Origin of the sequence: Actinophytocola gossypii, assembly GCF_025165815.1 — a bacterium.
Lineage (GTDB): Bacteria > Actinomycetota > Actinomycetes > Mycobacteriales > Pseudonocardiaceae > Actinophytocola > Actinophytocola gossypii.
Window position 1 is genome coordinate 136,599 of sequence record NZ_JAFFZE010000006.1, and the last position, 26,031, is coordinate 162,629.

General features: G+C 71.8%; 22 protein-coding genes and 1 tRNA gene. 13 read left to right on the forward strand and 10 right to left on the reverse strand.

Annotation, left to right across the window (positions count from 1 at the left end; genetic code table 11):
* The first annotated feature begins 29 nt into the window (after window positions 1-29).
* From JT362_RS05185 to JT362_RS05195, 3 genes are all read left to right on the forward strand, one after another.
* On the forward strand, window positions 30-635 hold the full coding sequence (locus tag JT362_RS05185; protein ID WP_260189855.1) for a flagellar biosynthesis protein FlhF: 606 nt from the start codon (window positions 30-32) through the stop codon (window positions 633-635).
* Between the two features lie 106 nt (window positions 636-741).
* Complete coding sequence (locus tag JT362_RS05190; protein ID WP_375546445.1) at window positions 742-2,850, forward strand: bifunctional MFS transporter/dTMP kinase; 2,109 nt, start codon at window positions 742-744, stop codon at window positions 2,848-2,850.
* Window positions 2,851-2,853: 3 nt separating this feature from the next.
* Complete coding sequence (locus JT362_RS05195) at window positions 2,854-4,044, forward strand: DNA polymerase III subunit delta' (RefSeq protein WP_260189856.1); 1,191 nt, start codon at window positions 2,854-2,856, stop codon at window positions 4,042-4,044.
* A gap of 32 nt (window positions 4,045-4,076) precedes the next feature.
* Here the strand turns inward: JT362_RS05195 and JT362_RS05200 are convergent, their stop codons facing one another.
* A complete protein-coding gene (locus JT362_RS05200) occupies window positions 4,077-5,609 on the reverse strand; it encodes a hypothetical protein (protein ID WP_260189857.1) in 1,533 nt (510 codons plus the stop codon).
* 344 nt (window positions 5,610-5,953) lie between these two features.
* Between JT362_RS05200 and JT362_RS05205 the strand changes: the two genes are divergently transcribed.
* A tRNA-Thr gene (locus JT362_RS05205) sits at window positions 5,954-6,030 on the forward strand.
* Between the two features lie 111 nt (window positions 6,031-6,141).
* Here the strand turns inward: JT362_RS05205 and JT362_RS05210 are convergent.
* The gene (locus JT362_RS05210; RefSeq protein ID WP_260189858.1) at window positions 6,142-6,531 is read right to left on the reverse strand and encodes an XRE family transcriptional regulator; all 390 of its coding nucleotides are present in this window, start codon (window positions 6,529-6,531) and stop codon (window positions 6,142-6,144) included.
* 71 nt (window positions 6,532-6,602) lie between these two features.
* Entirely contained in the window at window positions 6,603-6,935 is a 333-nt protein-coding gene (locus JT362_RS05215) for a hypothetical protein (RefSeq protein WP_260189859.1), read from the reverse strand.
* Between the two features lie 69 nt (window positions 6,936-7,004).
* Between JT362_RS05215 and JT362_RS05220 the strand changes: the two genes are divergently transcribed.
* On the forward strand, window positions 7,005-7,808 hold the full coding sequence (locus tag JT362_RS05220; RefSeq protein WP_260189860.1) for an SAM-dependent methyltransferase: 804 nt from the start codon (window positions 7,005-7,007) through the stop codon (window positions 7,806-7,808).
* Window positions 7,809-7,814: 6 nt separating this feature from the next.
* On the opposite strand, the gene JT362_RS05225 is transcribed toward JT362_RS05220, so the two are convergent.
* Window positions 7,815-8,813, reverse strand: coding sequence for a methyltransferase domain-containing protein (locus JT362_RS05225; protein WP_260189861.1), 999 nt, complete (start codon window positions 8,811-8,813; stop codon window positions 7,815-7,817).
* 269 nt (window positions 8,814-9,082) lie between these two features.
* On the opposite strand from JT362_RS05225, the gene JT362_RS05230 reads away from it, so the two are divergent.
* The gene (locus JT362_RS05230; RefSeq protein ID WP_260189862.1) at window positions 9,083-10,129 is read left to right on the forward strand and encodes a threonine aldolase family protein; all 1,047 of its coding nucleotides are present in this window, start codon (window positions 9,083-9,085) and stop codon (window positions 10,127-10,129) included.
* 15 nt (window positions 10,130-10,144) lie between these two features.
* Window positions 10,145-10,666, forward strand: coding sequence for a gamma carbonic anhydrase family protein (locus tag JT362_RS05235; RefSeq protein ID WP_260189863.1), 522 nt, complete (start codon window positions 10,145-10,147; stop codon window positions 10,664-10,666).
* Between the two features lies 1 nt (window position 10,667).
* Here the strand turns inward: JT362_RS05235 and JT362_RS05240 are convergent, their stop codons facing one another.
* From JT362_RS05240 to gdhA, 3 genes are read right to left on the reverse strand one after another with little or no spacing between them, the layout of a single operon-like run.
* Window positions 10,668-11,432: a GNAT family N-acetyltransferase gene (locus JT362_RS05240; RefSeq protein ID WP_260189864.1), complete on the reverse strand. Its 765-nt coding sequence runs from the start codon at window positions 11,430-11,432 to the stop codon at window positions 10,668-10,670.
* Window positions 11,429-12,211, reverse strand: coding sequence for a class I SAM-dependent methyltransferase (locus JT362_RS05245; RefSeq protein WP_260189865.1), 783 nt, complete (start codon window positions 12,209-12,211; stop codon window positions 11,429-11,431). The genes JT362_RS05240 and JT362_RS05245 overlap by 4 nt, the downstream gene beginning before the upstream one ends.
* A 41-nt stretch (window positions 12,212-12,252) precedes the next feature.
* Complete coding sequence (gdhA, locus tag JT362_RS05250; protein WP_260189866.1) at window positions 12,253-13,602, reverse strand: NADP-specific glutamate dehydrogenase; 1,350 nt, start codon at window positions 13,600-13,602, stop codon at window positions 12,253-12,255.
* Window positions 13,603-13,743: 141 nt separating this feature from the next.
* Between gdhA and JT362_RS05255 the strand changes: the two genes are divergently transcribed.
* Both JT362_RS05255 and JT362_RS05260 read left to right on the forward strand, forming a co-directional pair.
* Window positions 13,744-14,142, forward strand: coding sequence for an uL11 family ribosomal protein (locus tag JT362_RS05255; protein ID WP_260189867.1), 399 nt, complete (start codon window positions 13,744-13,746; stop codon window positions 14,140-14,142).
* 3 nt (window positions 14,143-14,145) lie between these two features.
* Window positions 14,146-14,529 (forward strand): CGNR zinc finger domain-containing protein, encoded by a 384-nt coding sequence (locus JT362_RS05260; protein ID WP_260189868.1) that lies wholly within the window; start codon window positions 14,146-14,148, stop codon window positions 14,527-14,529.
* On the opposite strand, the gene JT362_RS05265 is transcribed toward JT362_RS05260, so the two are convergent.
* Window positions 14,519-17,248, reverse strand: a complete 2,730-nt coding sequence (locus JT362_RS05265; protein WP_260189869.1) for an ABC transporter substrate-binding protein — start codon at window positions 17,246-17,248, stop codon at window positions 14,519-14,521. The genes JT362_RS05260 and JT362_RS05265 overlap by 11 nt on opposite strands.
* Window positions 17,249-17,460: 212 nt before the next feature.
* Between JT362_RS05265 and glyA the strand changes: the two genes are divergently transcribed.
* A complete protein-coding gene (gene glyA, locus JT362_RS05270) occupies window positions 17,461-18,723 on the forward strand; it encodes a serine hydroxymethyltransferase (RefSeq protein WP_260189870.1) in 1,263 nt (420 codons plus the stop codon).
* Between the two features lie 56 nt (window positions 18,724-18,779).
* On the opposite strand, the gene JT362_RS05275 is transcribed toward glyA, so the two are convergent.
* Entirely contained in the window at window positions 18,780-20,348 is a 1,569-nt protein-coding gene (locus JT362_RS05275) for a glycoside hydrolase family 10-like protein (protein ID WP_260189871.1), read from the reverse strand.
* A gap of 188 nt (window positions 20,349-20,536) precedes the next feature.
* Between JT362_RS05275 and JT362_RS05280 the strand changes: the two genes are divergently transcribed.
* Window positions 20,537-21,040, forward strand: coding sequence for a MarR family winged helix-turn-helix transcriptional regulator (locus JT362_RS05280; RefSeq protein ID WP_260189872.1), 504 nt, complete (start codon window positions 20,537-20,539; stop codon window positions 21,038-21,040).
* Window positions 21,041-22,699, forward strand: coding sequence for a DHA2 family efflux MFS transporter permease subunit (locus JT362_RS05285; RefSeq protein WP_260189873.1), 1,659 nt, complete (start codon window positions 21,041-21,043; stop codon window positions 22,697-22,699).
* Window positions 22,700-22,736: 37 nt separating this feature from the next.
* On the opposite strand, the gene JT362_RS05290 is transcribed toward JT362_RS05285, so the two are convergent.
* Window positions 22,737-23,234 (reverse strand): inorganic diphosphatase, encoded by a 498-nt coding sequence (locus tag JT362_RS05290; protein WP_260189874.1) that lies wholly within the window; start codon window positions 23,232-23,234, stop codon window positions 22,737-22,739.
* 80 nt (window positions 23,235-23,314) lie between these two features.
* Here JT362_RS05290 and dacB point away from each other — a divergent pair, with 80 nt between their 5' ends.
* Window positions 23,315-25,996 carry a D-alanyl-D-alanine carboxypeptidase/D-alanyl-D-alanine endopeptidase gene (dacB, locus tag JT362_RS05295; RefSeq protein ID WP_260189875.1) on the forward strand — a complete coding sequence of 894 codons (2,682 nt, stop codon included), beginning with the start codon at window positions 23,315-23,317 and terminating at the stop codon, window positions 25,994-25,996.
* Window positions 25,997-26,031 lie beyond the last annotated feature (35 nt).

Genomic DNA, 26,031 nt, shown 5'->3' on the forward strand with positions numbered 1-26,031 from the left:
CGACAGGTAGCACAGGGAGACGCCGAACCATGACCAACGACGGCACACAGGACCCCGGTCCGCCGCCGGTCCTGTCCGACCCCTCGGCCGGCCTGGTCACGGGGTCACATTACGCACCGGAGCCGCTCAAGGTGCGGGTGGTCGAGCCCCCGATGCCGGACATCTCGGCGGTCCGCGAGGCGATGGCGGGCATGCTCGACGAGGACTCCGAGCTGAACTTCGACCTCGTGCACCCCGCCGTTTCCGGTTCCGATTCCCCGGCCGAGCGGACCGCGGAGATCCCGGCTCAGGCGTCCTCGCCGGAGAACGCTCCCGAGGAGCCATCGGCCTCGGAGCCGGATCCGACCCCGCCGGCCGGAATCCCGGCCCAGGCCCGGCCGGCCACGTCGACGGCCACCGTGCCGGAGCCGGGCGGCGGCACGGCCCGGATGGCCACATCGGGCAACGTCGAGCAGCCGCGGCGGCTGCCGGTCCGGCTCCGCCGGGAACGGCCGCCGAAGCCGGCGGGGGCGATCCGCCGCAAGTCCTCGGCCCCGGGCGTCACGGCGACCATTGTGTTACTCCTGGTGATCGCGGTGCTCGTCATCGTGCTCATCGCGAGCTTCCTCGACACGATCGGGTCGCTGTTCGCCTAGCCTTGGTACACCCCGGGCGACGGTGCCATGGGTCACCTACTACGGTCCGACCATCCTGACGTGCTCGAGTCCCGGTTACCCTGGTGCCGAGCTGCGTGGAGATGGGGTGGCGGCTATCAGCGGGGGAACTGGTCCGGATCCGGAGGCCGGCGCGGCGGCGCCGACCCAGTCCAACGCGTCGATCACGCACCGAGCGCGGAGCGTGCTCGCCATCCGGGCCTTCCGCAGACTCTGGGGTGTCACCTACCTGTGCAGCGTTGGTGACTGGCTGTCACTGCTCGCGCTGACCGGTCTGGTCACCAAGCTCACCGAGGGATACCAGGCGCAGAGCTTCGCGTTCGCCGGCGTGGTGCTCACCCAGCTGCTGCCCGGCCTGCTGTTCGCGCCGCTCGGCGGCCTGCTCGCGGACCGGTTCGACCGCCGCAAGATCATGGTGATCTGCGACGTGTTGCGGTGCGGGCTGTTCCTGTCGATCGCGATCGTCGGCACCACGTGGTGGCTGTTCATCGGCAACTTCCTCATCGGCTGCTGCGCGCTGATGTGGATTCCGTCGAAGGACTCGGCGGTGCCGAACCTGCTGCGCCGGCCCGACCAGGTGGAGACCGCCAGCCAGCTCGGCATGGTGATGACCTACGGCATCTCGGTGATCACCGGCGCCGGGCTGTACGCGGCGATCACCGGCATCACCACCAACCTGGACATCCAGCCCGACCCGGCCGGTCTCGGCATCGCCAAGATCATCCTGGTCATCAACGGCCTGCTCTACCTGACCAGCGCGATCCTGGTGGCGACCCGGATCCCGGAGCTGTCCCTCCGCGACCCCGGTTCGCCGGCCCGCCGGGAACGGAGGAACGAGGGCGAGAAGTCAGGCTTCACCGCGATGGTCCGCGACGCCGGCAGATTCGTGCGCACCACACCGCTGGTACGCGGTCTGCTCACCGGCCTGGTCGGCGCGTTCGCCGCGGCCGGCGCGCTGGTCGGCTCGGCGAAGCTGTACGCGGACAGCCTTCGTGGCGGCGAGTCCACGTTCGGGCTGCTGTTCGTGGCGATGTTCATCGGCCTGGCCACCGGCATGGCCGGCTCGCCGAAGCTGGCCCGCAGGCTGCCGCACAACCGTCTGTTCGGCATCGCGATCGTGCTCGCCGGCCTGGTGATGTGCCTGGTGGCGCTGTCCCCGCACCTCGCGGTCTCGCTGGCCACGGTGATGGTCGTCGGCGCGTGCGCCGGTGCGGCGTTCCTGACCGGCGTGACCATCATCGGCTCGCAGATCGAGGACGCCATCCGCGGCCGGATCAACGCGATCTACCAGGCGTTGATGAAGATCATCCTGGCCGGCGCGATGGGTCTGACCCCGGTGCTGGTCGGCTTGGTGCAACCGAGGACCGTGATCGTCTGGGGCCGGGAGATGACGATCGACGGCACCCGCCCGGTGCTGCTCGCCGCCGGCCTGCTGGCCGCCGTGGTCGGCGTGCTCGCCTACCGGCAGATGGACGACCGCCGCAGCGAGCCGATCATCGCCGACCTGCTGGCCGCGATCCGCCGCAAGCCGCGCCGTTCGACCGGCCTGCTGATCGCGGTGGAGGGCGACACCGTCCAGGACACCGCCGTCCAGGCGAGCCTGCTCGCGGACTGGCTGCGCCGCCCCGGCACCAAGGAGGTGCTGCTCGCCAGCGACCCGGCGCTGGACGACGAGCGCCTCCAGGCGGTGCTGTCCGGCGCGCAGCTCGACGGCGCGCGAGCGCACGCGCTGGTGGCGGCGGCGGTGCGCGCCGACATCGTCGAACGCCAGATCCGCCCGGCGCTGGAGCGGGGCGCGCTGGTGGTGATGGAGCGGTTCGTGGACAGCCCGCTGGCGCACCTGTCCGCAGCGGCGGACCTGGACCCGGCGGAACTGGAGGGCCTGGCCGACTGGGCCACCGCACGGCTGCGCCCGGACGTGACCGTGCTGCTGGACCGCGACCCGAGCACGCTCCCGGAGGGGCGCAGCCGCCAGCCCCAGCACCACTGGCACGTCCAGCGGGTGCTGACCGAGATGGCGTCCGCCGAGCCGGACCGGTACGTGGTGGTCGACGGCGACGGGGCGCCCGAGGACGTGGCCGTGCGGGTGCGGCTGGCGGTGCAGGCCGCGCTGGCCGGCCGGCGACTGGCGAGCCTGGTGCCGAGCGACGGCGCGGCCCCCGTACCCGCGTCGGCGGTGCCGAAGGTGGAGACTTAGCGGGTGAGTGTCTGGTCGCAGGTGGTCGGTCAGCCCGACGCGGTGGCGGTGCTGACGTCGTCGGCGGCGGTCGCCGCGTCGATGGTCGACGGCACGTTCACCGGTTCGGCGTCGCCGGTGCCGCACGCGTGGCTGTTCACCGGCCCGCCCGGCTCCGGTCGCTCGGTGGCCGCCCGCGCGTTCGCCGCCGCCCTGCAGTGCCACACCGGGGAGGGCTGCGGTGACTGCCCCGGCTGCCGCACGTCGATGGCCGGTACCCACGCCGACGTCCACGTGGTGGTCCCGGAGGGCCTGTCGATCTCGGTCGCCGAGATGCGCTCGCTGGTACAGATCTCGGCCCGCAGGCCGACGGGCGCCCGCTGGCAGGTGGTCATCATCACCGACGCCGACCGACTGACCGAGGGTGCCGCGAACGCCCTCCTCAAAGCGGTCGAGGAACCCCCCGAACGCACGGTGTTCCTGCTCTGTGCCCCGTCCGACCACCCAGAGGACGTCCCGGTCACGATCCGCTCCCGCTGCCGTCACCTGGGCCTGCGCACCCCGTCCCCGTCCGCGATCGCCGAGGTCCTCCGCACCCGCGACGGCATCCCCGACGAGATGGCGACCTGGGCCGCGTCGGTGTGCGGTGGTCACGTGGGCCGAGCCCGCCGCCTGGCGACGGACGAGTCCGCCCGCACTCGCCGCGAGTCGGTGCTGCGGATCCCCCTGAGCCTCCGCCGCCTCCCCGATGTGTTCACGTGCGCCGACAACCTGGTCAAATCCGCCGAGTCCGACGCGGTAGAGGTGAGCGGCACCCGCGACGAGGCCGAGAAGGAGGCCCTGAAAACGGCCATGGGCCACGGCGGCACCGGCAAAGGCACCGCATCGGCGACCAGAGGCAGCGCCGCCGCGATCAAGGAGCTGGAACGCCGCCAGAAATCCCGAGCCACCCGAACCCAACGCGACGCGATCGACCTGGCCCTGGTCGACCTCGCCGGCTTCTACCGCGATGTCCTGGTCACGGCCGCGGCGTCCCCGGCGACCCTGAACCACCCGGACCGCGCCGCCGACGCCCGCACCGCCGCGTCCGCGTGGACTCAGGAAGCCACCCTGCGCCGGCTGGAGGCCGTGCTGGCCTGCCGAGAGGCGCTGGAACAGAACGTCAAGCCGCGCATCGCCATCGAAGCCATGCTCACCACCCTCCACCACGGCTGACCGCGACTCTCCCTCGCCGCGCGCCACCTGGCTCACTCCGGGTCGGCGCCTGCGTCGCTCTCGGCTGCTACGTCGCCTTCCGCGCCAGCTTCCGGGTGGGTGTCGGCCTTCGGCTCGGGTTTCGTGTTCGCGTCGGCGTCGGCGTTCGTGCCCGTGTCGGGTGCGTCGCCTTCGATCTCGTCCGCTCCCGCCGGGTCGCCGCCGCCACTCGCCCCGGCCGCCCCACGTGCCGGCCGCGACATCGGTACCGCGGCCACCAGCACCACGCCGATCAGCAGCATCGCCGTGCCCGCCCAGAACATCGGCACCGTCTTGTACGCCAGCGTCGTGTACGCGAGCTCGCGCGGCGCCCGGCCCTGCGGCTCCGGGTCCGGCGGCGGCTGCGGCTGATCCGACGTCCGGCACACCACGCCGCCCGTCGGCGCGTACGCGCGCGCGATCTGCTCACCCAGCGACACCTGCACCAACGCCGACGGCAGGTTCGGCAACCCCAGCGCCTCGGTCAGCAGCACCTGCACGTCCAGCATCCGGGCCGTGGCCCCCAGCTGGAAGCCCTCGAACGGGTCGGTCATCGCCGCGCGCTTCTCGTCCAGCCGCGCGACGCCGAGCCGGAGGACGCCGAGGTCGAGCGTCCGCACCGCGTCGTCGACCCGCTGCCCGTTCGCCAGCAGCCCGCCGATGACCGGCAGCTTCTCCGCACCCGGCACGTCCGGCAGCGGAATCCCGATCGGCACGTCGAGGTTCGGGTCGGCCGCGTCCAGCCGCCCCAGCTGCCGCCCGCCCTGCCACACCTCGATCACCGGCGCCGTGTACTCGACCGACGACGTCCGCGCGTTCCCGGTCGCGGTGACCTGCAACGTCGGCTGGCTCACCACGCGCAGTTCGAGCGCGAACGGCGTCCCCGCGAGCAGCTCGATCGCCGCCACCCGCAACGTCGACGTCGACCGCACCGCCTTGTTCGGCGACCCCGGCAGGTCCACCAGCTGCACGATCGACCGCGTGGCCAGCGTGTTCGGCAGGCTCACCAGCGACCCACGTCCGTCCGCCCGCGGCGCCCCGTCCCCCGACAGCACCCCACCGAGCGTGCTCAACGGCCCCGCGAGCCGGCGGATCCCGTCGATGATCGCCCGATCGGCGCCCGCGTCCAGCCCAGGCGCGTCGAACACCCCCGTCAGATCCCCGACGTCCGGCAAGGTGGGGATCGCGTTCACCAACGACAGGCTCCCCACCTCGGTCGACGCGTCCGACACCGTGCCCACACACGGCCCGAGCACGTCGTCCCACTGCGCGTGCACCTGCCCGCGCAGCGCGCCGCCCGTGATCAACGAGTCCAGCGGCGTCTCCGGCAGCGAGAGCCCGGCGTGCACCGGCTCCGCGTTGTCCGGCGGTGCCGTCTGCGCCAACGCCCCCGGCGCCCGCGGCGAGGACCCGCCCACCGCGACCCCACCCGGCGCGGCCTCGGCCACCGACTGCTCGAACGCGAGATAGGCCTCGGAGTTCACCTGCGCCGACGAGACCCCGAACCCCAGCTCGACCGCCGCCTGCCGAGGCAGCTTTTCGGCCATCTCCGGCAAGATCGACCTGGTCGGCGTCGAGTTCGGCAACACCCGGACGATCCCCAGCCCGGTCCCGGCATCCGCGACGACCCGAGCCGTCGGCTCCGCTCCCACCGGCGCCGACATAGGCGGCGACCCGGACCCCGGCGGAGCCGGCACCGGCGTGGTCACCGGCTCCCCAGCCGCCGGCGCCACCGAAAACCCCAGCACGACGACCACAACCCCGAACCCCGTCGCGACGAGGGAGCGTCCACGCATCGCCCGGGCCTCCTTGCCGAGAAGCGACTCCACCCTTCTAACGACCCCGGTGCCTGCGGGTGACGCGACCGGGCCAGCTACACTGAGGACGCACCGCCGCCTTAGCTCAGTCGGCCAGAGCGGCTCACTCGTAATGAGCAGGTCAAGGGTTCGATTCCCTTAGGCGGCTCCAGGTGAGAGCCGGTAACACCCGGAAGCCGGGTTCGCGTGCCACATCATGTGACGCGAACCCGGCTTTGGTGTGCGCTCAAGTGGGAGAAGGACACCCAGACTCACGAACCTGCTACCGCTCGTCGTGTGGTTGTTGGCGGTCGACGAGGGTGGACAGGTTCGCGGTCAGCTTGTCGAGGCGTTCGGTGATCTCGGCGAGGTGGTCCTCGATGGCGGCCAGCCGGGCGGGCACGGTGTCTGCGGCGAGGTCGACGGGGGCGTCTGGTGCTGGTGGGGCGTGTCCGAGCAGGACCGCGGCCAGGTGGCGCGGGTGCCAGCCGAGGCTCACCGACAGGGCTTCCAGGGTCCGGCCGCTGCGGCGGCGCTGGACCGTGTTGTGCACGATCTCGCGGACGATCGACAGGGCCACGCGCGACCGGCCGGCGAGCTCGCGTTGGTTCACGCCGAGCTCGGTCATGCGCTCGTTGATCGCCGTCGCGACCGCGGGCCAGTCCTCCGTCACGTATTCCTCCGCGCTTCACCGCTCGGCCCAACATCATTCCAAACCAGGACAACGTCCCTGGGACATCACAACTAGCCGATGTCGCCAGCCTGCTCTCGCCGGTAGACCGGCGCCCGCTCGCTCTTGAGGGTGGTCGACGAGGTCGGCGAACGCCGTGGCGGCGTATCCGCCTTCCTGCGTGGCAAATGGTGGAACTCCTCGTCGAGCGCGGGAAGTTGCTCAAGGGTTGTTCGAGCACGGGGAAGCTCGGCTTGAAGCACATCGTGCACGACGGTTGCGGGCGTGATGACCTCGACGAGTTCCCGATATGCCGGTTCAACGGTGTGCGGGTGGCGTTCGATGGGGCGTTGCGCATTCCAGCGAGGATTGTGTTGAGCACAGGAAGTTCGACGGTCGTGAGGCACGATCTGGGGCCACCGTGGGCGCGAGAAGTACTTCCCCTGACGCCGCCGCAGAGTACTAAGATCACCGGTATGTCGACAGAGCGGCCTGGTTGGGCACCGGACGATGTTGATCTTGATCGGCCCAATGCCGCGCGGGTGTATGACTATCTGCTTGGGGGGTCGGCGAACTTCGCGAAGGATCGGGAGTTCGCGGGGCGGCTGTTGGAGATCGCGCCGGATGCGGCGAAGTTGGCTCGGGGGAACCGGGCGTTCTTGCGGCGGGCGGTGAACTACTGCCTGCGTCACGGGATTCGGCAGTTTTTGGACATCGGGTCGGGGATTCCCACTGTCGGGAACGTGCACGAGATCACGCAGCGGACGGAACCGTCGGCGCGGGTCGTTTACGTGGATGTCGAGCCGGTTGCCGTGGCGCACACCGAGTTGATGCTTGCTGGCAACGAGAACGCCGGCGTCGTGCGGGGTGAGCTGCTTGAGGCGGACGAGCTGCTCGGGTCGGAACCGGTGCGGCGGCTGCTCAACCTGGATGAGCCGGTGGCCGTGTTGATGGTGTCCGTGTTGCACTTTCTCGGCGGGAACGAGCCTTACGGCGCGGTCGCCCGGTACGTGGACGCGATGGCGTCCGGCAGTTACCTCGTGATCTCGCACATCGCCGCGGAGGATTCCGAGGAGCAGTCGCAGGCGCGCAACCTCTACCAGAAGGACGCGGTTCCGATCGTCGGGCGTACGCGTGCGGAGCTGGCCGGCTTCTTCGCCGGGATGGAGCTGGTCGAGCCGGGTGTCGTGTGGACGCCGGAGTGGCATCCGGAGGCGTCCGACGTCGTGGTGGAACCTCAGCTTTCCAGGGGGCTCGTGGCGGTGGGGCGTAAGCCCTGATCGGCGCTAGGGGCGCCGCGCGAGGACGATCACGGGGTGTCTGCCGTTCAGGCTGATCGGCCAACAGCTCACGGGCAGGAGGCCGGCGGGCGCGATCAGGTCCTTGTCGGGTTGTAGGAGGACGGCTCGGCCGCCGGGGCGGAGGACTCGGGTCAGCTCCGTCCAGAAGCGGGCGGGGTCGCGGGCCAGTTGGCCGGACGGGGTGACCTGGCGGTGCCACGGTGGGTTGCCTACGACGGCGTCGATGGACTCCGTGTCGATGGGCAACCGGGCGGCGTCGGCCAGCAGCCAGGTGACGTGGGCGGTGACGTCGTTGGTCCTGGCGGCGGTGATCGCGGCGGGGGCGTGGTCGGCGCCCACGCACTTGAGCCCGCGGTCCAGGGCCGCTTCGATGGGGATCGTGCCGGTGCCGCAGCACGGGTCGAGGAGGCGGGCACCGGGTGCGGGCGCGGCCAGGCGGACCAGGGCGTTGGCCAGGGGCGGGTGCAGGCTGCCGGGGCGGGACGCGGTTCGGTAGCTCCTGCGGTGCAGTGGGCGGGCCCCCACACGAAGCGACACCACGGCACGTTCGCCGGCGATGGTCACGCGCCAGGGGAGGCTGTCGGGTGGCGGGGCCTGGCCGCCTCGTCTGCTGCGGTACGGGGTGCCGATCACCTGGGACAGGGCCTCGCCGACGGCGTCCTCGATGTCGTAGCGGGTGTAGGCGCGGCGGCCGAGGAACGACGCGGACACGTCGACGCCGTCGAACTCGGCCGGGCCGCCGCAGCGGGAACGGAGTGCCAGGAGCCCGCGCAGGGGCAGGGTCCGGGCGGCTCGGGTCAGGTGGCGCAGGTCGGCGCGGGTGGTGCCGATGCCGTCGACCACCGCGGCGATGAGCAGCACGTCGTCGGCGGTGCGCAGGTCGAGTACGGCGGGGCCGGGCGTGGCGGTGTCGAACCAGACCTCGCGGTGGCCGACCTGGTTCACCTGCCCAAGCGCGCGCTCGCGGATCTCGTCCGCGACCACACGTTCTATCCCTCGCACCGTCCGCGCCAGCAGGCGCGCGCGGGTCACCGTGCGAGCACGGTGCCAGGACGGGGTTCGATCTCACGGATCACGTGTCTTCTCCCACGTCGCAACCCGGAACGGGCGGTTTTGCCCGTTCCGCGTCGCCGGCGGCGGGTGGTCCGCGCGGTGCCGGCGGGTCGCTCAGTGTCGGAAGAAGAAGCTCACGGGACCGAGGTTAGCGGTCGGGGGAAGCGGATTTCGGTCGACAGCCCGGGCAGACTGAGGGCGTGACGCGATCGCTGGTCAACCACGCGCACGTGCGGCGGGCGCCGGACGTGATGCTTCGGCGGATGCTCGGTCGGGTGTCCGCCGACACCTCGACGACCGAGCCGGTGGAGGAGCTCGAGCGGCGGCTCGCGGAACTGCTCGGCAAGCCGCGGGCGCTGTTCTTCCCCACCGGCACCATGGCCCAGCAGGTCGCGCTCCGGATCCACGCCGAGAGCACGGGACGCTGGGGGTTCACCGGGCACCGGACCAACCACCTGGTCCTGTGGGAGCAGCAGGGGTACGCCGCGGTGCACGGGCTGCGCTACCTGCCGGCGGGCGACGCCCACTCCCCGCTCACCCGCGCCCAGCTCGACGACGTCGGCGAACGGCCCGGCACCCTGCTGATCGAGCTGCCCCAGCGGGAGATCGGCGGGCTGCTGCCCACCTGGGACGAACTGGGTGAGCAGCTCGGCTGGGCCTCGGACCAGGGCGCGGCGGCGCACCTCGACGGGGCTCGGCTCTGGGAGGCGCAACCCTTCTACGACCGCCCGTACGGCGACATCGCCGGGCTGTTCGACACCGTCTACGTCTCCCTCTACAAAGGACTCGGCGGGGTTCGGGGCGCCGTGCTCGCCGGGGACGACGACTTCGTCGCCGAGGCCGCGGTGTGGCGGCAGCGTCTCGGCGGCGCGATCCCGGACGCCTGGCCGCTGGCCATCGCCGCGCTGGTCGGGCTGGACGAGCTGCCGGCGCGGATGGCCGAGTTCCGCGACCACGCCGTCGCCATCGCGGCCGCGCTCACCGCCGACGGAACCGCGACCGTGCACCCGAACCCGCCGGTGACGCCGATGTTCCACGTCCACCTGCCGGTCGGCGCCGAGGCCGCCACCCGCGCGGCCAAGGCGATGCTCGACGAGCGTGACGTCCAGGTGCTCGTCCGCGCGCAGAGCCAGCCGCTGCCGGACCGGAGCCGGTTCGAGCTCACCGTCGGCGAGAACGCCATGGAGTTCACCCCGGACGAGGTCGCCGCGCTCGTCGTGGAACTGGTCGAACGGGCCGGCGGCTAGGCCTACTGTGGACGGATGCCGCTGTACTCGTTCGAGGGCAAGCGTCCCAACATCCACCCGGACGCCTGGATCGCGCCGACCGCCACCCTGGTCGGCGACGTCACCGTCGAGGCGGACGCCTCGGTCTGGTACGGCGTCGTGCTGCGGGCCGACTTCGGCGCCATCGTCGTCCGGGCCGGCGCCAACGTGCAGGACAACTCGGTCGTCCACGTCGGCGAGGGCACCTGCGAGATCGGGCCGGACGCGACCGTCGGCCACCTGTGCGTGATCCACCACTGCGTGATCGGCGCGGAGGCCCTCGTCGGCAACGGGTCGACCGTGCTCGACGGCGCCGTGGTCGGCGCGCGAGCCCTGGTGGCCGCCGGGTCGACCGTCTCGCCGGGTACCGAGGTCCCGCCCGAGACCGTCGCGTTCGGCTCGCCGGCCAGGCGGTTCGCGCCGCTGACGGGCCCGGCGAAGCAGTGGGTGGACGGCAACCCGGCGATCTACCGCGACCTGGCGCGCCGGCACCGGGACGGGACAGCTCCCGTCGACTGAGTCAGCGGGACCGGTACGGGGTGGTCGTGGTGAGCTGCCGGAAGCCGATCCGCTCCAGGATCGGCCGGCTGGTCGGCAACGCGTCCGTGCGCAGGTACTCGTAGCCGCGCTCGGCCGCCAGCCGTGCCCGGTGGCTCACCATCGCCCGGTAGACGCCGCGGCCGCGCCACCCCGGCAGCGTTCCGCCGCCCCACAGGCTCGCGAACCGGGTGCCGACGTGGAAGTCGACCCGCGACGCGGACACCGGCTCGTCGCCGGCCATCGCCAGCACCGCCGCGACGGCACCGGTCGGCATCCGCTCCCGGATGCTCGCCACCACGGCCGTGTGGTCGCCGCCGAAGACCTCCTCGTGCACCCGCCGCACCAGCGCCAGCTCGGCCTCGGAGGTCACCGTGCGCAGCTCGACGCCGTCCGGCGCGGGGGTGTCCGGGACGTCGGCGACCGAGGCGACCATCAGCGCCTCCTCCTCGTCCGGTTCGAGGCCGGCGGCGCGCAGCCGGTCGGGGAGGTCGGCGGGACGGTCGTGGCCGTAGTACTTCCACTCGAACGAGCGGCCAAGACCGGCGAAGTACGCGACCTGTTCGGCGATCACCGCGTCGGCCGACGATTCGTCCACATCGGACCACTCGATGCCGTTCCAGCCGTCGGGATCCTCGCTGACACAACGGATCACCCGCCCGGCACGCTCGAACATGCCGCCGTCCAGCGAGGGCCGGACGGTGTCGCGCAGCTCCGCGTCGAACGCGGCGAGCACCGGATCCGTCATGGCCGCCTCGCCGCGACCAGCAGGTGCGAGGTGGCCCCGATCGTCGCCGGTTCCCGCTCGGTGCGGGCGATCAGGTCGAGCACCAGCGCGCGGAAGTCCGGATCGGACAGTCGGGCGACCTGGTCCGGGATCCAGTGCGCCATGCCCTCGACCGCGTACAGGTCGGAAAGGCGCAGGCCGGCGTCGGCGACCTCGCCGGGCAGCTCGTCCGGGCGGTGGAAGTAGGCGTTGGTGAAACCGTGCGGCAGGTCGACCGAGTCGCGCCGCGTGCCGGTGGCCAGCTCGGCGCGCACCAGGTCGGCGAAGCCGGGCACCGTGCCCAGCTCGGTGAGCAGCGCCTCGTACGTCGACGCCCACCGGCTGATCGCCGCCGCCAGGACGACCCCGCCGGGCCGCACCACGCGCCGCGCCTCGGCGAACGCGGCGACCCGGTCGGCGCGGTCGAGCAGGTGGTACAGCGGGCCGAGCAGCAGCACCGCGTCCCAGCCACCGTCCGGCTCGTCGAGCGACCGGGCGTCGCCGACGACCGCGTCGACGCCTTCCCGCGCCGCGGTGTCCACGTGCAGTGGCACCGGGTCGACGAGCCGCACCCGGTGACCCCGGTCGGCCAGCCAGGTCGCGTAGACGCCGAACGCGCCGCCGACGTCGAGCACGGACGCCGGTGGCGCGGGCAGCAGACGTTCGAGCAACACCTTGGTACGCAACAGCTCCAGCGTCCCGTCCAACCGGGTCCGCTCACCGCCGCGGTCGTAGTAGGTGCGCACGTCGCGATCCAGCATGCCGGCCACGGTAGCGGCGCGACGACGAAACCGCGCCCGAGTTAAATCACGCCGAGGGCGAGCATGGCGTCCGCGACCTGGGTGAACGCGGCGATGTTCGCGCCGGCGACGTAGTTGCCCGGGGTGCCGTAGTCGTCCGCGATCTCCAGGCAGCGGTCGTGGATGCCGTGCATGATCTCGCTGAGCCGCTGCTCGGTGTACTCGAAGCTCCACGAGTCACGGGAGGCGTTCTGCTGCATCTCCAGCGCGCTCGTCGCCACCCCGCCGGCGTTGGCCGCCTTGCCGGGGGCGAACGTCACGCCGGACTCGGCGAACAGCCGGACCGCGTCGGGCGTGCACGGCATGTTGGCGCCCTCGGCGACGATGCCGCACCCGTTCGCGACGAGCGTCGCCGCGGCGGACCCGTCGAGCTCGTTCTGGGTCGCGCACGGCACGGCGATGTCGCACGGCACCTCCCACACCGGCCGGTCCGGGACGTACCGGGTGCCCCCGTCGCGCTCCTCGGCGTACTCGGCGATCCGCGCCCGGCGCACCTCCTTGAGCTCCTTGAGCAGGCGGAGGTCGATGCCGTTCTCGTCCACCAGGTAGCCGCCGGAGTCCGAGCAGGCGACCACCCGGCCGCCGAGCTGCTGGACCTTCTCGATCGCGTAGATGGCGACGTTGCCCGACCCGGAGACGACCACCTTCTTGCCGTCGAACGAGTCGCCCCGGGTGCGCAGGATCTCCTCGACGAAGAACACCGTGCCGTAGCCGGTGGCCTCGGTGCGGACCTGCGAACCGCCCCAGGCCAGGCCCTTGCCGGTCAGCACACCGGACTCGTAGCGGTTGGTGATCCGCTTGTACTGGCCGAACAGGTAGCCGACCTCGCGGCCGCCCACCCCGATGTCACCCGCCGGCACGTCGGTGTACTCGCCGATGTGCCGGTACAGCTCGGTCATGAAGGCCTGGCAGAACCGCATGACCTCGCCGTCGGACCGTCCCTTCGGGTCGAAGTCCGAGCCGCCCTTGCCACCGCCGATCGGCATGCCAGTCAGGGCGTTCTTGAAGATCTGCTCGAAGCCGAGGAACTTGACGATGCCCAGGTAGACGCTCGGGTGGAAGCGCAGGCCGCCCTTGTACGGACCGAGCGCGGAGTTGAACTCGACCCGGAACCCGCGGTTGATCCGCACGGTGCCGGTGTCGTCGACCCACGGCACCCGGAAGATGATCTGCCGTTCCGGCTCGCACAGGCGCCGGATCACGGCACTGTCGGTGTACTCCGGGTGCTTGGCGACCACGGGACCGAGGCTGTCCAGGACCTCGTGCACGGCCTGGTGGAACTCCGTCTCGCCCGGGTTGCGCCGCAGGACCTCGTCGTACACGTCACCGAGCCGCTCGTCCAGACCGGGCACGCGGTGCTCCTTCCGTCTCCGGTTGCGTACCGGGCACCGTCTCACGCGGACCCGACCGAGTCACGCGAGTGACCCGGTTGTGTGACGGTGGCCACGAACGGGGTTGAGTTTCACGTAACGTCAATTCCTAGCGTGCGGCGCATGCCAGCGAAGAAGCAGACCGCCCAGGTCACGATCGAGATGCCGGCGGGCGACGCGCCGATGATGGACCTCGGCAAGATGCTCGGCCAGACCGGCGTGAACCTCGTCGAGATCAAGCGCGCGTACGACACGAGTACCGCCGCCCAGCGCGGCGAGGTGGTGCCGGCGGTCGTCACGGTGTTCGACGACCGCTCGTTCGAGCTGCGGCTGAAGACGCCGCCGACCTCGTTCCTCATCCGCAAGGCGCTGGGCGGCAACGGTTCCCGGCAACTGAGCCGCGAGCAGCTGCGCGCGGTGGCCGAGCGGAAGCTGCCGGACCTGAACACCACCGACCTCGACGCCGCGATGCGCACGGTCGCCGGCACCGCGCGGTCCATGGGCGTGTCCATCTCGGACTGAGCGGTGCGACGCGCGGCCATTCCGCCGTTCCGGACCCTGGATCCCGCGCTGGCGGCCGCCGAGCGGCTGCTCGCCGGGCCGGGTCTGTCCACTGTGCTGGACGCGTTGCCGGACGAGCGGGCGGCGGCCGCGCGGCTGAACGCGCTGCTCGCGTCGCTCGGCGCCGGACCGAGGCTGCGCGGCGGCGCGGGCGGGTGGCGGGTGGTGCTGGTGGACGGCGCGGGGGAGGAGGGCGACCTGGTGACGGCGGCGGGCGGGGTGGTCGCGTTGGTCGCGGTGGCCGGGTGGTCCCGGTTCAAGCGCTGCGAGCGGTGCGACACCCCGTTCGTCGACCGCACGAACGGGCGGACGCGGCGCTGGTGCGCGGGGCATCGGCCTAACCGGTGATCGGGCAGCCGTGGGGTCGTTGCGTCCTGTTGCCCTGGTAGAGCCGGCCGATCATCAGGTCGCAGGTGGGAATCCCGTCCTCGCCCGTCACCTCGTACACGTCCTCGATGGTCAGGATCGCCAGGTTCCGGGTGTTGCCGATCCGGGACTCCTGGAAGCTGATCTCGCCGGTGGCGCCCTGGAACGTCATCTCGCGGAACTCCTGGGCGACAGCGGCCCGGTGCGGCGCCCCGCCGCCGGTCTGCTTCCGCACGCGGCGCACGGCCTCGACGAACATGCCGGCCGCGTCGTACAGCCCGCCCACGCGTTCCCCCGGCCACGGTGCGGTCGGCCGCTCCTCCTGCGACAGCTCCGCCTGGTCCTCGCGCAGCTCGCGGTATCCGGCGCAGAACGCGGCGAGCGCGCGACCGCTTCCGGGCAGCGCTTCGGGGCTGCCCGCCACACACTCCGCACCGGCGAGCACCACGAGCCCACCCATCGCGACGTAGGAGACCCTGATCCCGTTCAGCTCGCTCTGCCTGCGGCCCGGCGCGTGCGCGACGAACCGGGACACCGCGTCGTCGGCCACGATGTGCGGCAGCTTGTCCGGATCGGAGCAGTTGCGGTGGGTCGTCCGGAGGAAGTCGCCGAAGCCCAGCTCACGCCCGGCGTAGAACGCGATCTCGGAGCTCCGGTCCGCCGACCCGACGCACAGCGCGTCCAGCTCGGTGGGGGAGTGCTCCCACGGCTCGGGGACGACCTCGATGCCGTTGTCGGCGAGGCGCTTGCGCATCACCTCGACCAGGGTGTCGACGTAGCTGTTCGACCCGTTCACCGGTGGGTGGTAGATCGTCACCTTTGTCGCGTTCATCTGTTGCGCGTACCTGCTGACCAGCTCAGCCTGCATGGTGTTGTCCGGCACGAGCTGGAAGTACAGCGGCGACAGCTCGCCGAGTCCCACGCTGGTCAGCGTGGTGCCGAGGACGGGGATGCCGTGCCGGCCCAGCTCCCGGATCGCCGTCTCGGTCTCGGCGACGCTGCGATCCAGGCCGACCACGCCCAGGATGCCGCGGTCCGACTCGGCCAGCGGCACGAGCGCCTCCCGGACCACCTCGGGCGCGGCGGCCATCCCGGTGCCGCCGTTGGCCACGACGACCCGCAGCAGTGGCTCGACCGTCGACGTCGGGTCGTTCAGCTCGCGCTGCCGGATGACCAGCCCCTCGAGCTCCTCGGCCACCGAGTGCTCGGCCGCGGGGGCGCTCCTGTTGCTGGTCAGGCCGGCGAAGTAGACCAGGCTGACCAGCGGCCGGTCCGGCAACCGGTCGTGCAGCTGCTCGGCGACCTCGTTCTGCGCGAAGACGGCACGCTGCGCGAACCGCAGCCGCTCGTTGCGGCCGAACACCTGGCCGTCGTTGTCGCTGTACCCGACGCACTGGTCGTGGCCGTCGATGCGCACCACCTCGGTGGCGATCCCGTCGGTCGCCGCGCCGAAGAACGCGCAGCCGACACCCCAGTGGTTCATCGCGGTCAGCGCGGGCGGCGTGAGCGCGGCGACCAGCACCGCGGCCACGATCAGCTCGCCGATGCCGCGGCGGGCCAGCCTCGGCGCGGGCCGAGGACCGTCGTCCGCCGCCGTCTGCCACGCGTCCGCGTCCCGTTCGGACAGGTCGGCCGCCGGGACGGACGCCGGCAGGGCCACGAACAGGTACCGCGCGTCCGCGGCGAGCAGTTGGCGGCGGCGGGGCAGCCGGTCCTTCCAGGCGGCGAGGGACTCCTCGGCCACGGTCGGTTCGGTCGGCTTGCGCGGCTCACTGGGCAGCCAGGACGGCGCACGGTCCCCGGACGCGATGACCAGCAGCGGGTCGAGCCGGCCGGTCTCGTTGCGGACCTCGTTGATCAGGCGGAGCAGCTCCCAGCCGCCGTTGGCGTCGACGTTGTCCAGCAGCACGGTCACGTAGGCGGTGCGGCGCCAGCCCCGCCTGCGGGGCAGGAACCGCAGCCGGTTGCGGCGATAGGCGATCCGCAGGTCCTCGAGCAGGGCGTGCACGAGGAGCTTGCGGACCTGGTCGGGGTTCTCCTCCTCGCGCTGGTCCTTGGTGAGCCGCGCGGCGAACCGGAGGAAGCCGGGTGAGTGCCTCGGCACCATGTAGGGCTGGCGCATGAACCAGCGGCGCTCGCGGAACAACCCCGGCACCCGGTCCCGGCCCCAGTAGAGACCGATGAGGTACCCGGTGAGCTTGAACAGCGCGACGACGGTCCGCAGCCGGTCGGTCGGCACGTCGTCCGGCGACAGGCTCGGCCGGTCGCCGCGGCTCCACGCGTGCAGCACCCGCTTGATCGGCTCGTCCCGCCTGCCCTCGCGCGGAGGCAGTTCCACACCGGTCAGGTGGTGTGCCAGTTCGTAGTTGTCGAACCGCTTGATCGAGCCCTGCTTGCCGAACCCCCGCTTGCGCAGCTGGTCGTGCAGCTCGTGCAGCAGTGGGAGCACGGTGTCCTGCTTGTGCACGTTGGCCGCGTCGACCAGGACGTGCGGCACCTCCTGCAGCTCGGTGTCCAACGCCTTGCCGAGCCGGGGGAGGAAGTCGTGCGTGCCGCGTTTCCGGAGCAGGCAGACCAGGGGGAGCGGCAGGTCGCCGCGCACCTTGAGGTCGTCGTCCCGCTCGAAGTAACGCGGTCTGCGATACAGCGTGCGGACCAGGGCGAGCAGTGCGTGCACCCCGGGAAACACCGGGTCGGACATTCGGCCCCCAGCCGTCGTTCTTGCTTCGCGATACTAGGGCCCGTTCCATGAAGTCCTTGTGGGCGAGGTCACGTTGGGTGGAGTGCTCGGCTCGGACGAGTTCGTCGTGGTCTCGCACGTGTCGTCGGTGACCTGCGAGCACGAATGGAGCGCGCGGGCGGATAGTGTCTTCCTGGTCGTTCGAGTCAATCCCGTTCTTGGAGGCACCCACGATGCACCAGCCGGCGATCCCGCACCTGGCCGCGGCCGATCCCGAGCTCGCCCAGCTCATCGAGGGCGAAGCGAAGCGCCAGTTCGACAAGGTGCGGCTGATCGCGTCCGAGAACTACGTCTCGACCGCGGTCCTCGAGGCCACCGGAACGGTGCTGACCAACAAGTACTCCGAGGGCTACGCCGGCAAGCGCTACTACGAGGGCCAGCAGTTCGTCGACCAGATCGAGGCGATGGCCATCGAGCGGGCCAAGGCGCTGTTCGGGGTCGACCACGCGAACGTGCAGACCTACTCCGGCTCGCCCGCCAACCTCGCCGTCTACCTGGCCCTCGCGGCCCCGGGCGACACGGTGATGGGGATGGCGCTGCCGGCCGGCGGCCACCTCACCCACGGCTGGAGCGTCTCGGCGACCGGCAAGTGGTTCCGGGCCGTCCAGTACGGCGTGCGCAAGGACACCGGGCGCATCGACCTCGACGAGGTGCGTGACCTGGCCCGCGCGGAGCGGCCGAAGCTGATCTTCTGCGGCGGCACCGCCATCCCGCGCACCATCGACTTCCCGGCCTTCGCGGAGATCGCGAAGGAGGTCGGCGCCGTGCTGGTGGCCGACATCGCGCACATCGCGGGGCTGGTCGCGGGTGGCGCGCACCCGTCGCCGGTGGGCCACGCGCAGGTCATCTCGACCACCACGCACAAGACGCTCCGCGGGCCGCGCGGCGCCATGCTGATGTCCGACGCCGAGTACGCGAAGGCCCTGGACAAGGCCGTCTTCCCCGGCCTGCAGGGCGGCCCGCACAACCACACCACGGCGGCGATCGCGGTCGCGCTGGCCGAGGCGGCCCGCCCGGACTTCCGCGAGTACGCCGCGAACGTGGTCGCCAACGCCAAGGCGCTCGCCGACGCGCTGCTCGGCCGCGGGTTCGACCTGGTCTCCGGCGGCACCGACAACCACCTGATCCTGATGGACCTGACCAGCAAGGGCATCGGCGGCAAGCCGGCCGCGCAGGCGCTTGACCGGGCCGGGATCGAGCTGAACTACAACACCGTGCCGTTCGACCCGCGCAAGCCGTTCGACCCGTCCGGCGTGCGCCTCGGCACCTCGGCGATCACCACCCGCGGCCTCGGCGTCGACCAGATGCCGCAGGTCGCCGAGTGGATCGACCGCGCCATCGCCGCCACCAACGACGGCGACGACCCCGCCATCGGCACCATCGCCGCCGAGGTCAGCGAGTTCCTCTCCGCCTACCCGATGCCCGGCTGGGCGTGATGCGATGAAGGCTCCCTTCGTCGCGTCGAATGCGGCGAAGGGAGCCTTCAGCGCGTTTACCCGAGCCGGCGCGGGGAGCTGGCCCGGCTCTCGTTGTGCACGCGGTCCAGGGCGGTCACCACGTACGTGTACCGCCCGTCACGCTCGGCGGTCTCGTCCACGAACGACTGGAGCGGCCCCCACCCGTCCTGGACGACCCCGACCAGGTGCCGAGCGTCTACCGTCGCGCAGTGGGCGTTCCGGTCCTCCACCCGGTACACCGCGTAGTCCGTGGCCCGCCGGTCCGTGGACACCCAGACCAGGCGTACCCCGTCGGCCGCCCGGCGCGCCGTGGCGAGCACCGGCGCCCGCGGACCGGCGGCCTCGAGCCGCGCCGGGGTCGGCGGAACCGCCGGCTGGCCGTAGTGGTCGGCCTTGACGATGCCCATGTGGTCGAGGGCGTTCTTGCGCACCTGGACGGCCGAGAAGTAGATGTCGCCGCCGACCTCGGGGTGGTCGCGGTTGAACGTCAGGTGCTCGCTCATCTCGTTCGGGTCGTGCCAGGGTGCGCCCTGGTTGGGGTCGGCGACCTTGTAGTTCGCCTGCCCGATGTAGAGGTTCACGCCCGTGCCGGACACCACCGACGACCACCACGGCACCAGCTTCGCGTAGTCGGCCACGGTGAAGCCGATGTTCCAGTACACCTGCGGCACGATGTAGTCGAGCCACCCCTCGCGCACCCACTTGCGGGTGTCGGCGTACAGGTCGTCGTAGGTCTCCACGCCGCCCTGGGTCGGCGAGCCCTCCGGGTCGGTGGAGGAGTTCCGCCAGATCGCGAACGGGCTGACGCCGAACTGCACGTGCGGCTTGGCGGCCCGGATCGCCGAGGACAGCTCCGAGATCAGCAGGTCGACGTTGTTCCGCCGCCAGTCGGCGATGTTGTCGAAGGATCCGCCGTGCTCGGCGTAGGTGTCCGCGTCGGCGAAGGTCTCGCCGGCGACCGGGTACGGGTAGAAGTAGTCGTCGAAGTGCACGGCGTCGATGTCGTACCGGGTCACCGCGTCCATGATCGCGTCGATGGTGAACCGCCGGACCTCGGGGAGGCCCGGGTCGTAGTACAGCTTCCCCCCGTACGGGATCACCCAGTCGGGGTGCACGCGCGCGGGGTGTTCCGGCACCAGCGTGCCCGGGTCGTCGGTCATCGACACCCGGTACGGGTTGAACCAGGCGTGGAACTCCAGGTTCCGCTTGTGCGCCTCGGCGACCGCGAACCCGAGCGGGTCGTAGCCGGGGTCCTGGCCCTGCGTGCCGGTCAGCCAGTGCGACCACGGCTCGTGCGGCGACGGCCAGAACGCGTCCGCGGTCGGCCGCACCTGCACGACCACGGTGTTCAGCCCCAACTCGACCGCCTCGTCGTACCAGCGGACCAGCTCCGCCTGCTGCTGCGCGGCGGTCAGGTCGCGGCTGGACGGCCAGTCGATGTTGGCCACGCTCGCGATCCACTCGGCGCGCATCTGCTGCTTGGGCGTCGCCGGGTCGGGCGTCGGACACTCGTAGCCACCCGATGGGGTGGCGGCACTTGACACGGCCGGGGCCACCAGAAACGCGGTGGCGACCGTGAGCAGGGAGCTGAGGAGGCGTCTCATGGCCCCAGAGTCTTACGTGTCGCGCGTCACCTGTGAACCGTGGAAAGCTAACAAATCAGACTGACTGCTGCTGAATCCTTCACGATGAGTGCCGGCTCACAGGTAATTCGCTTGCCGAACGAACCGCCGGAGGCGCATGCTTGTATCGATCAACTAGATGGGTGATGCAAGCAATCAGGAGACCGCGCGTGGAAACCGAGATCGCGAACGACCAGGACATCGAGGTCGGACGCCGGCTGGCCGGCGCCATGTTCGGGCTCGGCAAGCAGCAGGCGAGCCTGGGGCATCGAATGAGCAAGTCGGGGGTCGACCGCTCAACGATCGTCCTGCTCAAGACCATGGTCGCGTACGGCCCGAGCCGGTCCAGTGAGCTCGCCGGCGCCGTCCACTCCGACCCCTCGACGGTCTCCAGGCAGGTCGCGGCGCTGGTCCGCGACGGCCTGGTCGAACGCCGGGCGGACCCGGAGGACGGCCGCGCGAGCGTGCTCGCACCGACCGAGGCCGGTCTCCGCCTGCTCGAGGAACAGCGTGAGCGGCTAGGGCTCGCGCTGGCCAGGGTCGTCCGGGAGTGGGAACCCGAGGACGTGTCCCGCTTCCTCGAGTTGCTCGAGCGCTTCGTGGCCGACCACGAACGCGCGCTGCCGAATTTGCTGAACGAATGCGCCAAGCCGCGTTCCGAAGGGGAGAGCTAGATGTCCGAACCAACCTCGCGTGCCGAGGTGGGCGATCGGTCTTCAGGGGGACCGACCGCACTGTCACACCGAGAGATCATGACGGTGCTCGCCGGGCTGATGCTCGGCATGCTGCTGTCCGCGCTGGACATGACCATCATGGCGTCGGCGACCAAGACGATCGCCGACGAGCTGCACGGCCAGACCATCCAGGCCTGGGTCACCACGGCGTACCTGATCACGATGACGATCTCCACGCCGCTGTACGGCAAGCTGTCCGACATCTTCGGCCGCAAGCCGATGTACCTGACCTCCATCTCGCTGTTCCTGGCCGGCTCGGTACTGGCCGGCGTCGCGAACTCGATGTACGAGCTCGCCGCGTTCCGCGCGGTGCAGGGCCTCGGCGCCGGCGGTCTGATGTCGCTCGCGCTGGCGATCATCGCCGACATCGTGTCGCCGCGGCAGCGCAGCCGCTACCAGGGCTACTTCATGGGCATCTGGGGAGTGTCCAGTGTGGCCGGTCCGGTGGTCGGCGGCTTCTTCGCCGGTGCGGAGAGCTTCGCCGGGATCGACGGCTGGCGCTGGGTGTTCCTGGTGAACGTGCCGATCGGCATCATCGCGCTGGTCGTGGTCGCGAAGTTCCTCAACGTGCCGCACACCAGGGTCAAGCAGCGCGTCGACTACTGGGGCGCCGTCGCGCTGACCGTGGCGCTGGTGCCGCTGCTGATCGTGGCCGAGCAGGGCCGGGAGTGGGGCTGGGGCTCCACCACCGCCGTGCTGATGTACGTGATCGGCACGCTCGGCATCGCCGCGTTCGTGCTGGTCGAGCGGGCCATGGGGGACGCGGCGCTGCTGCCGCTGCGGCTGTTCCGGCGGTCGGTGTTCTCACTCAGCAACGTGATCAACTTCATCATGGGCATCGGCATGTTCGGCATGATGATGTCGCTGCCGCTGTACCTGCAGATCGTCAAGGGCGCGACGCCGACCGAGTCGGGCCTGCTGACCCTGCCGATGACCGCCGGCATCCTGGTCGCGTCCATGGGCAGCGGCATCCTGATCTCGAAGACCGGGCGCTACAAGCGTTTCCCGGTCACCGGGCTCGGGGTCGTGTCGGTGGCGATGTTCCTGTTCGCGCAGATCGGCGTGGACACCCCGCTGTGGCAGACGATGCTCGTGATGGGCTTCGCCGGCCTCGGACTCGGGCTGTGCATGCAGACGCTGATCCTGGCGATCCAGAACGACGTGCCGCCGAGGGACATGGGCGTGGCGACCTCGTCGGCCACGTTCTTCCGCTCGATCGGCGGCACGGTCGGCACGGCGGTGTTCCTGTCGGTGCTGTTCAGCGTGGTCGGCGGCCGGATCGCGAACGCGTTCGCGAGCGCGCGGACCGATCCCGCGTTCCTCGCCGCGCTGCGCGAGAACCCGGAGTTCGCCGAGTCGCTGAGCAGCGGCGGCCTCGACCTGAACAACACCGAGTTCCTGAACACCATCGACCCCGCGCTGGCCCGGCCGGTGCTGACCGGATTCGCGGAGTCGATCGACACGGTGTTCATGGTCGGCGGGTTCGTGATGGCCGTCGCGTTCGTGCTGATGTGGTTCCTCCGTGAGGTGCCGCTGTCCGACAAGTCGGGCATCGAGCGCGTCGCCGAGGACGAGGCCGCGCCGGTCGCCGTCCACTGAGTCGCCGTCCACTGAGGAGCCCCGGGGGCCGCCGCGGTCAGTGCGGCGGCTCCCCGGCGTCCTTGAGCCGCTGGTAGGAGCGGACGATCTCGGCCTCCGCCTCGGTGCGGCCGACCCAGGTGGCGCCCTCGACGCTCTTGCCCGGCTCGAGGTCCTTGTAGACCTCGAAGAAGTGCTGGATCTCGAGCCGGTGGTACTCGGCCAGGTGGTGGATGTCACGCAGGTGCTCGGTGCGCGGGTCCGCCGCCGGCACGCACAGGACCTTGTCGTCGCCGCCTGCCTCGTCAGTCATCCGGAACATGCCGATGGCCCTGGACTTGATCAGGCAGCCGGGGAAGGTCGGCTCCTGCACCAGCACGAGCGCGTCGAGCGGGTCGCCGTCCTCGCCGAGCGTGTTCTCGACGAAGCCGTAGTCGGCCGGGTACTGAGTGGCCGTGAAGAGCGTCCGGTCCAGCCGGATGCGCCCGGTCACGTGGTCCATCTCGTACTTGTTGCGCTCCCCCTTGGGGATCTCGATCGTGACGTCGAACTCCACGCTGCCTCGCTCGGGTCGGCTTGTCCTGGTGTGCGATTAGTAGTCTGAACCACCGCAGGGGACCACCACGGGGAGGGCATGTGCCGCAGTCGAACGATGGCTGGCCAACCGTCGACGACGACCGTGACGGCGACCACTCCGGCGACGACTCGGGCGACCGTGGCGTCGAGGAGGCTGTCTCGTCGGGCCCGACCGCGGAGTTGCCGGTGCCCGAGGTGACCGAACCGGCCGACGAGCCGGAACCAGAACCGGAGTCCGAACCGGAGCCCGCGTCCGCGTCGGAGCCCGAGCCGGAACCTCGATCCGAGCCCGAGCCCGAGCCCGAGCCCGAGCCCGAGCCCGAGCCCGAGCCCGAGCCTCAGGCCGAGCCGGAGCCTCGATCCGAGCCGGAGCCGGAGCCGGAACCGCAGCCCGAGCCCGAGCCTGCGTCGGAGCCTGCGTCGGAGTCGGAGTCGGTCGAGGATGTCGCCGAGCAGGAGCCCGCGCCCGAGGAACAGGCCTCCGACGACTCGGAGCCCGAGCCCACCCCGGACGAGCCGACGCCGGACGAGCCCGCACCGGCCGAGTCGACATCGGACGAACCGACGCCGGACGAGCCCGTGTCGGAAGCTCCGACCCCGGACGCGCCGGCCGAGCCGGCCGGCGAGCCGAAGCCGGACGAGTCCCTCCGGGAGGAGTCCGTCCCGGACGAGCAGGCGCCGGAGGAGCCGGTCCGGAGTGAGCAGGCGCCCGAGCCCACTCCGGACGAGCAGCTCGACGAGCCGCCCGCCCCCGAGACCGCCGAGACCCCCGAGACCGCGTCGAGTCCGGCCTGGCCGGCGGCGGAGGAGCCGGGCTGGCCGCAGGAGCCCGTCCCGGAAGAACCCCGGCACCCCGAACCGGACTCCTCCGGCGACACCACGATCCAGCAGCCACGTCCCCAGCAGCCAAGTCCCCAGCAGCCAAGTCCCCAGCAGGCAAGTCCCCAGCAGGCAAGCCCCCAGCAGGCACGTCCCCAGCAGCCAAGCCCCCAGTGGCCCGCTCCCACGCGGCACGACCCGGGCGCCGACGCCACCATCCGCGTCCCCCGCCCACTCACCCCACCGCCACCCCCGCGTCAGCGGCCGCCCCAGGGCCCGCCACCACGCGGGCCCCAGGGCGCACCGCCGCGTCAAGGGCCGCCCGCCCCGCCCCAGAGTCCTCCGCCGCTCCAGCGGCCCCCACAACAACGCCCCGCCCAGCGCGGCGCCGCCTTCTGGGACCAGCACCCGCCGCGCCCGTCCGCCCCGTGGCCCCCGCCCGAGCCACCCCGGGCCGCGCCCGTACGCGTCGGCCCCCCACCGGACCCCAAGCCAGAACCCCGGCCCGAGCCGGAACCCGAACGGCCCGCACCCCGCAACCGCACCCGCCTCCTGATCGCCGTCGCCGTCGTCGCGGTGGTCGCGCTCGCCGCGGGCGTCGTCTTCGCCGTGCCGGGGCTCTCCGACCGGCTCGGCATCACCGACCCCACCCCGGAAGCCGCCGGACCCCCCGCGCCGCCGGTCGAGTTCAGCCCCGGCCTGCGCGCTCCCGGCGGCGACGCCCCCGCCCCCACTCCCGACGGTGTCCAGGCCGCGCTCGCCGGCCCGGCCGCGGCACCCGAACTCGGCACCCTCACCGGCGTCGTCCTCGACCCGGCCACCGGCGAGACGCTCTGGGAGAGCGCCCCGAACACCCCGCTCGTCCCCGCCTCCACCACCAAGCTGCTCACCGGCGCCGCCGCCCTGCTCAGCCTCGACCCCACCCAGCAACTCGTCACCAGGGTCGTCCAGGGCGAGGAGCCGGGCTCGGTCGTCATCGTCGGCGGTGGCGACCCCACGCTGTCCTCGCTGGAGGAGGGCGTCGAGTCCGTCTACACCGGCCCGCCGCACCTCAGCGACCTCGTCGAGCAGGTCAAGGCCAGCGGCGTCCAGGTCGACACCGTGTACGTCGACCTGAGCCGCTACGCCGGCGAGGGCATGGCCCCCGGCTGGCTCGATATCGACGTCGCCGCCGGCTACATCACGCCCATGGTGCCGGCCATGCTCGACGGCGGCCGGGCCGACGACCCGCAGGCCCAGAACGGCACCCGCACCGACAACCCCGCCCGCGCGCTGGCCGAGGAGTTCGCCGACCGGATCGGCGCCACCGTGCCGTCCGCCGCCGAGCAGACCGCCCCGGAAGGCGCGAAGGTGCTCGGCGAGGTCCGCTCGGCGCCGATGGTCGAGCTGGTCGACAACATGCTCCGCACCTCCGACAACGTGCTCGGCGAGGCAGTCGCCCGCGAGGTGGCGAAGGCCGCGGGCAAGGAGGTGTCGTTCGCGGGCGGCAGCGAGGCGACGCGCGAGGTCCTGGCCGAGAACGGCTTCGACCTCACCGGCGTCGAGCTGGCCGACGGCAGCGGCCTGTCCACCGAGAACCGGGTGCCGGCCGCCCTGCTCGGCGAGATCCTCAACGTCGCCGCGGCCCCCAGCGGCGACGACCCGCGCACGGCGAAGCTGCGTCCGCTGCTCGGCGGCCTGCCCGTCGCCGGCGGCAGCGGCACCCTCGACGACCGCTACGACACCGCCGCCTCCACCGCCGGCAAGGGCTACGTGCGCGCCAAGACCGGCACGCTGTCCGGCGTGAACTCGCTCGCCGGCATCGTGCTGAACGCCGACGGCCGGGTTCTGGTGTTCGCCCTGATGACGGCGGGCACCACGTCCAGCGCCCGCCCGGCCCTGGACGCCATCGCCGCCACGCTGCGCGATTGCGGCTGCCGGTAGCGCATCCGTCCGCACGGCCACCTCACGGGCCGTCG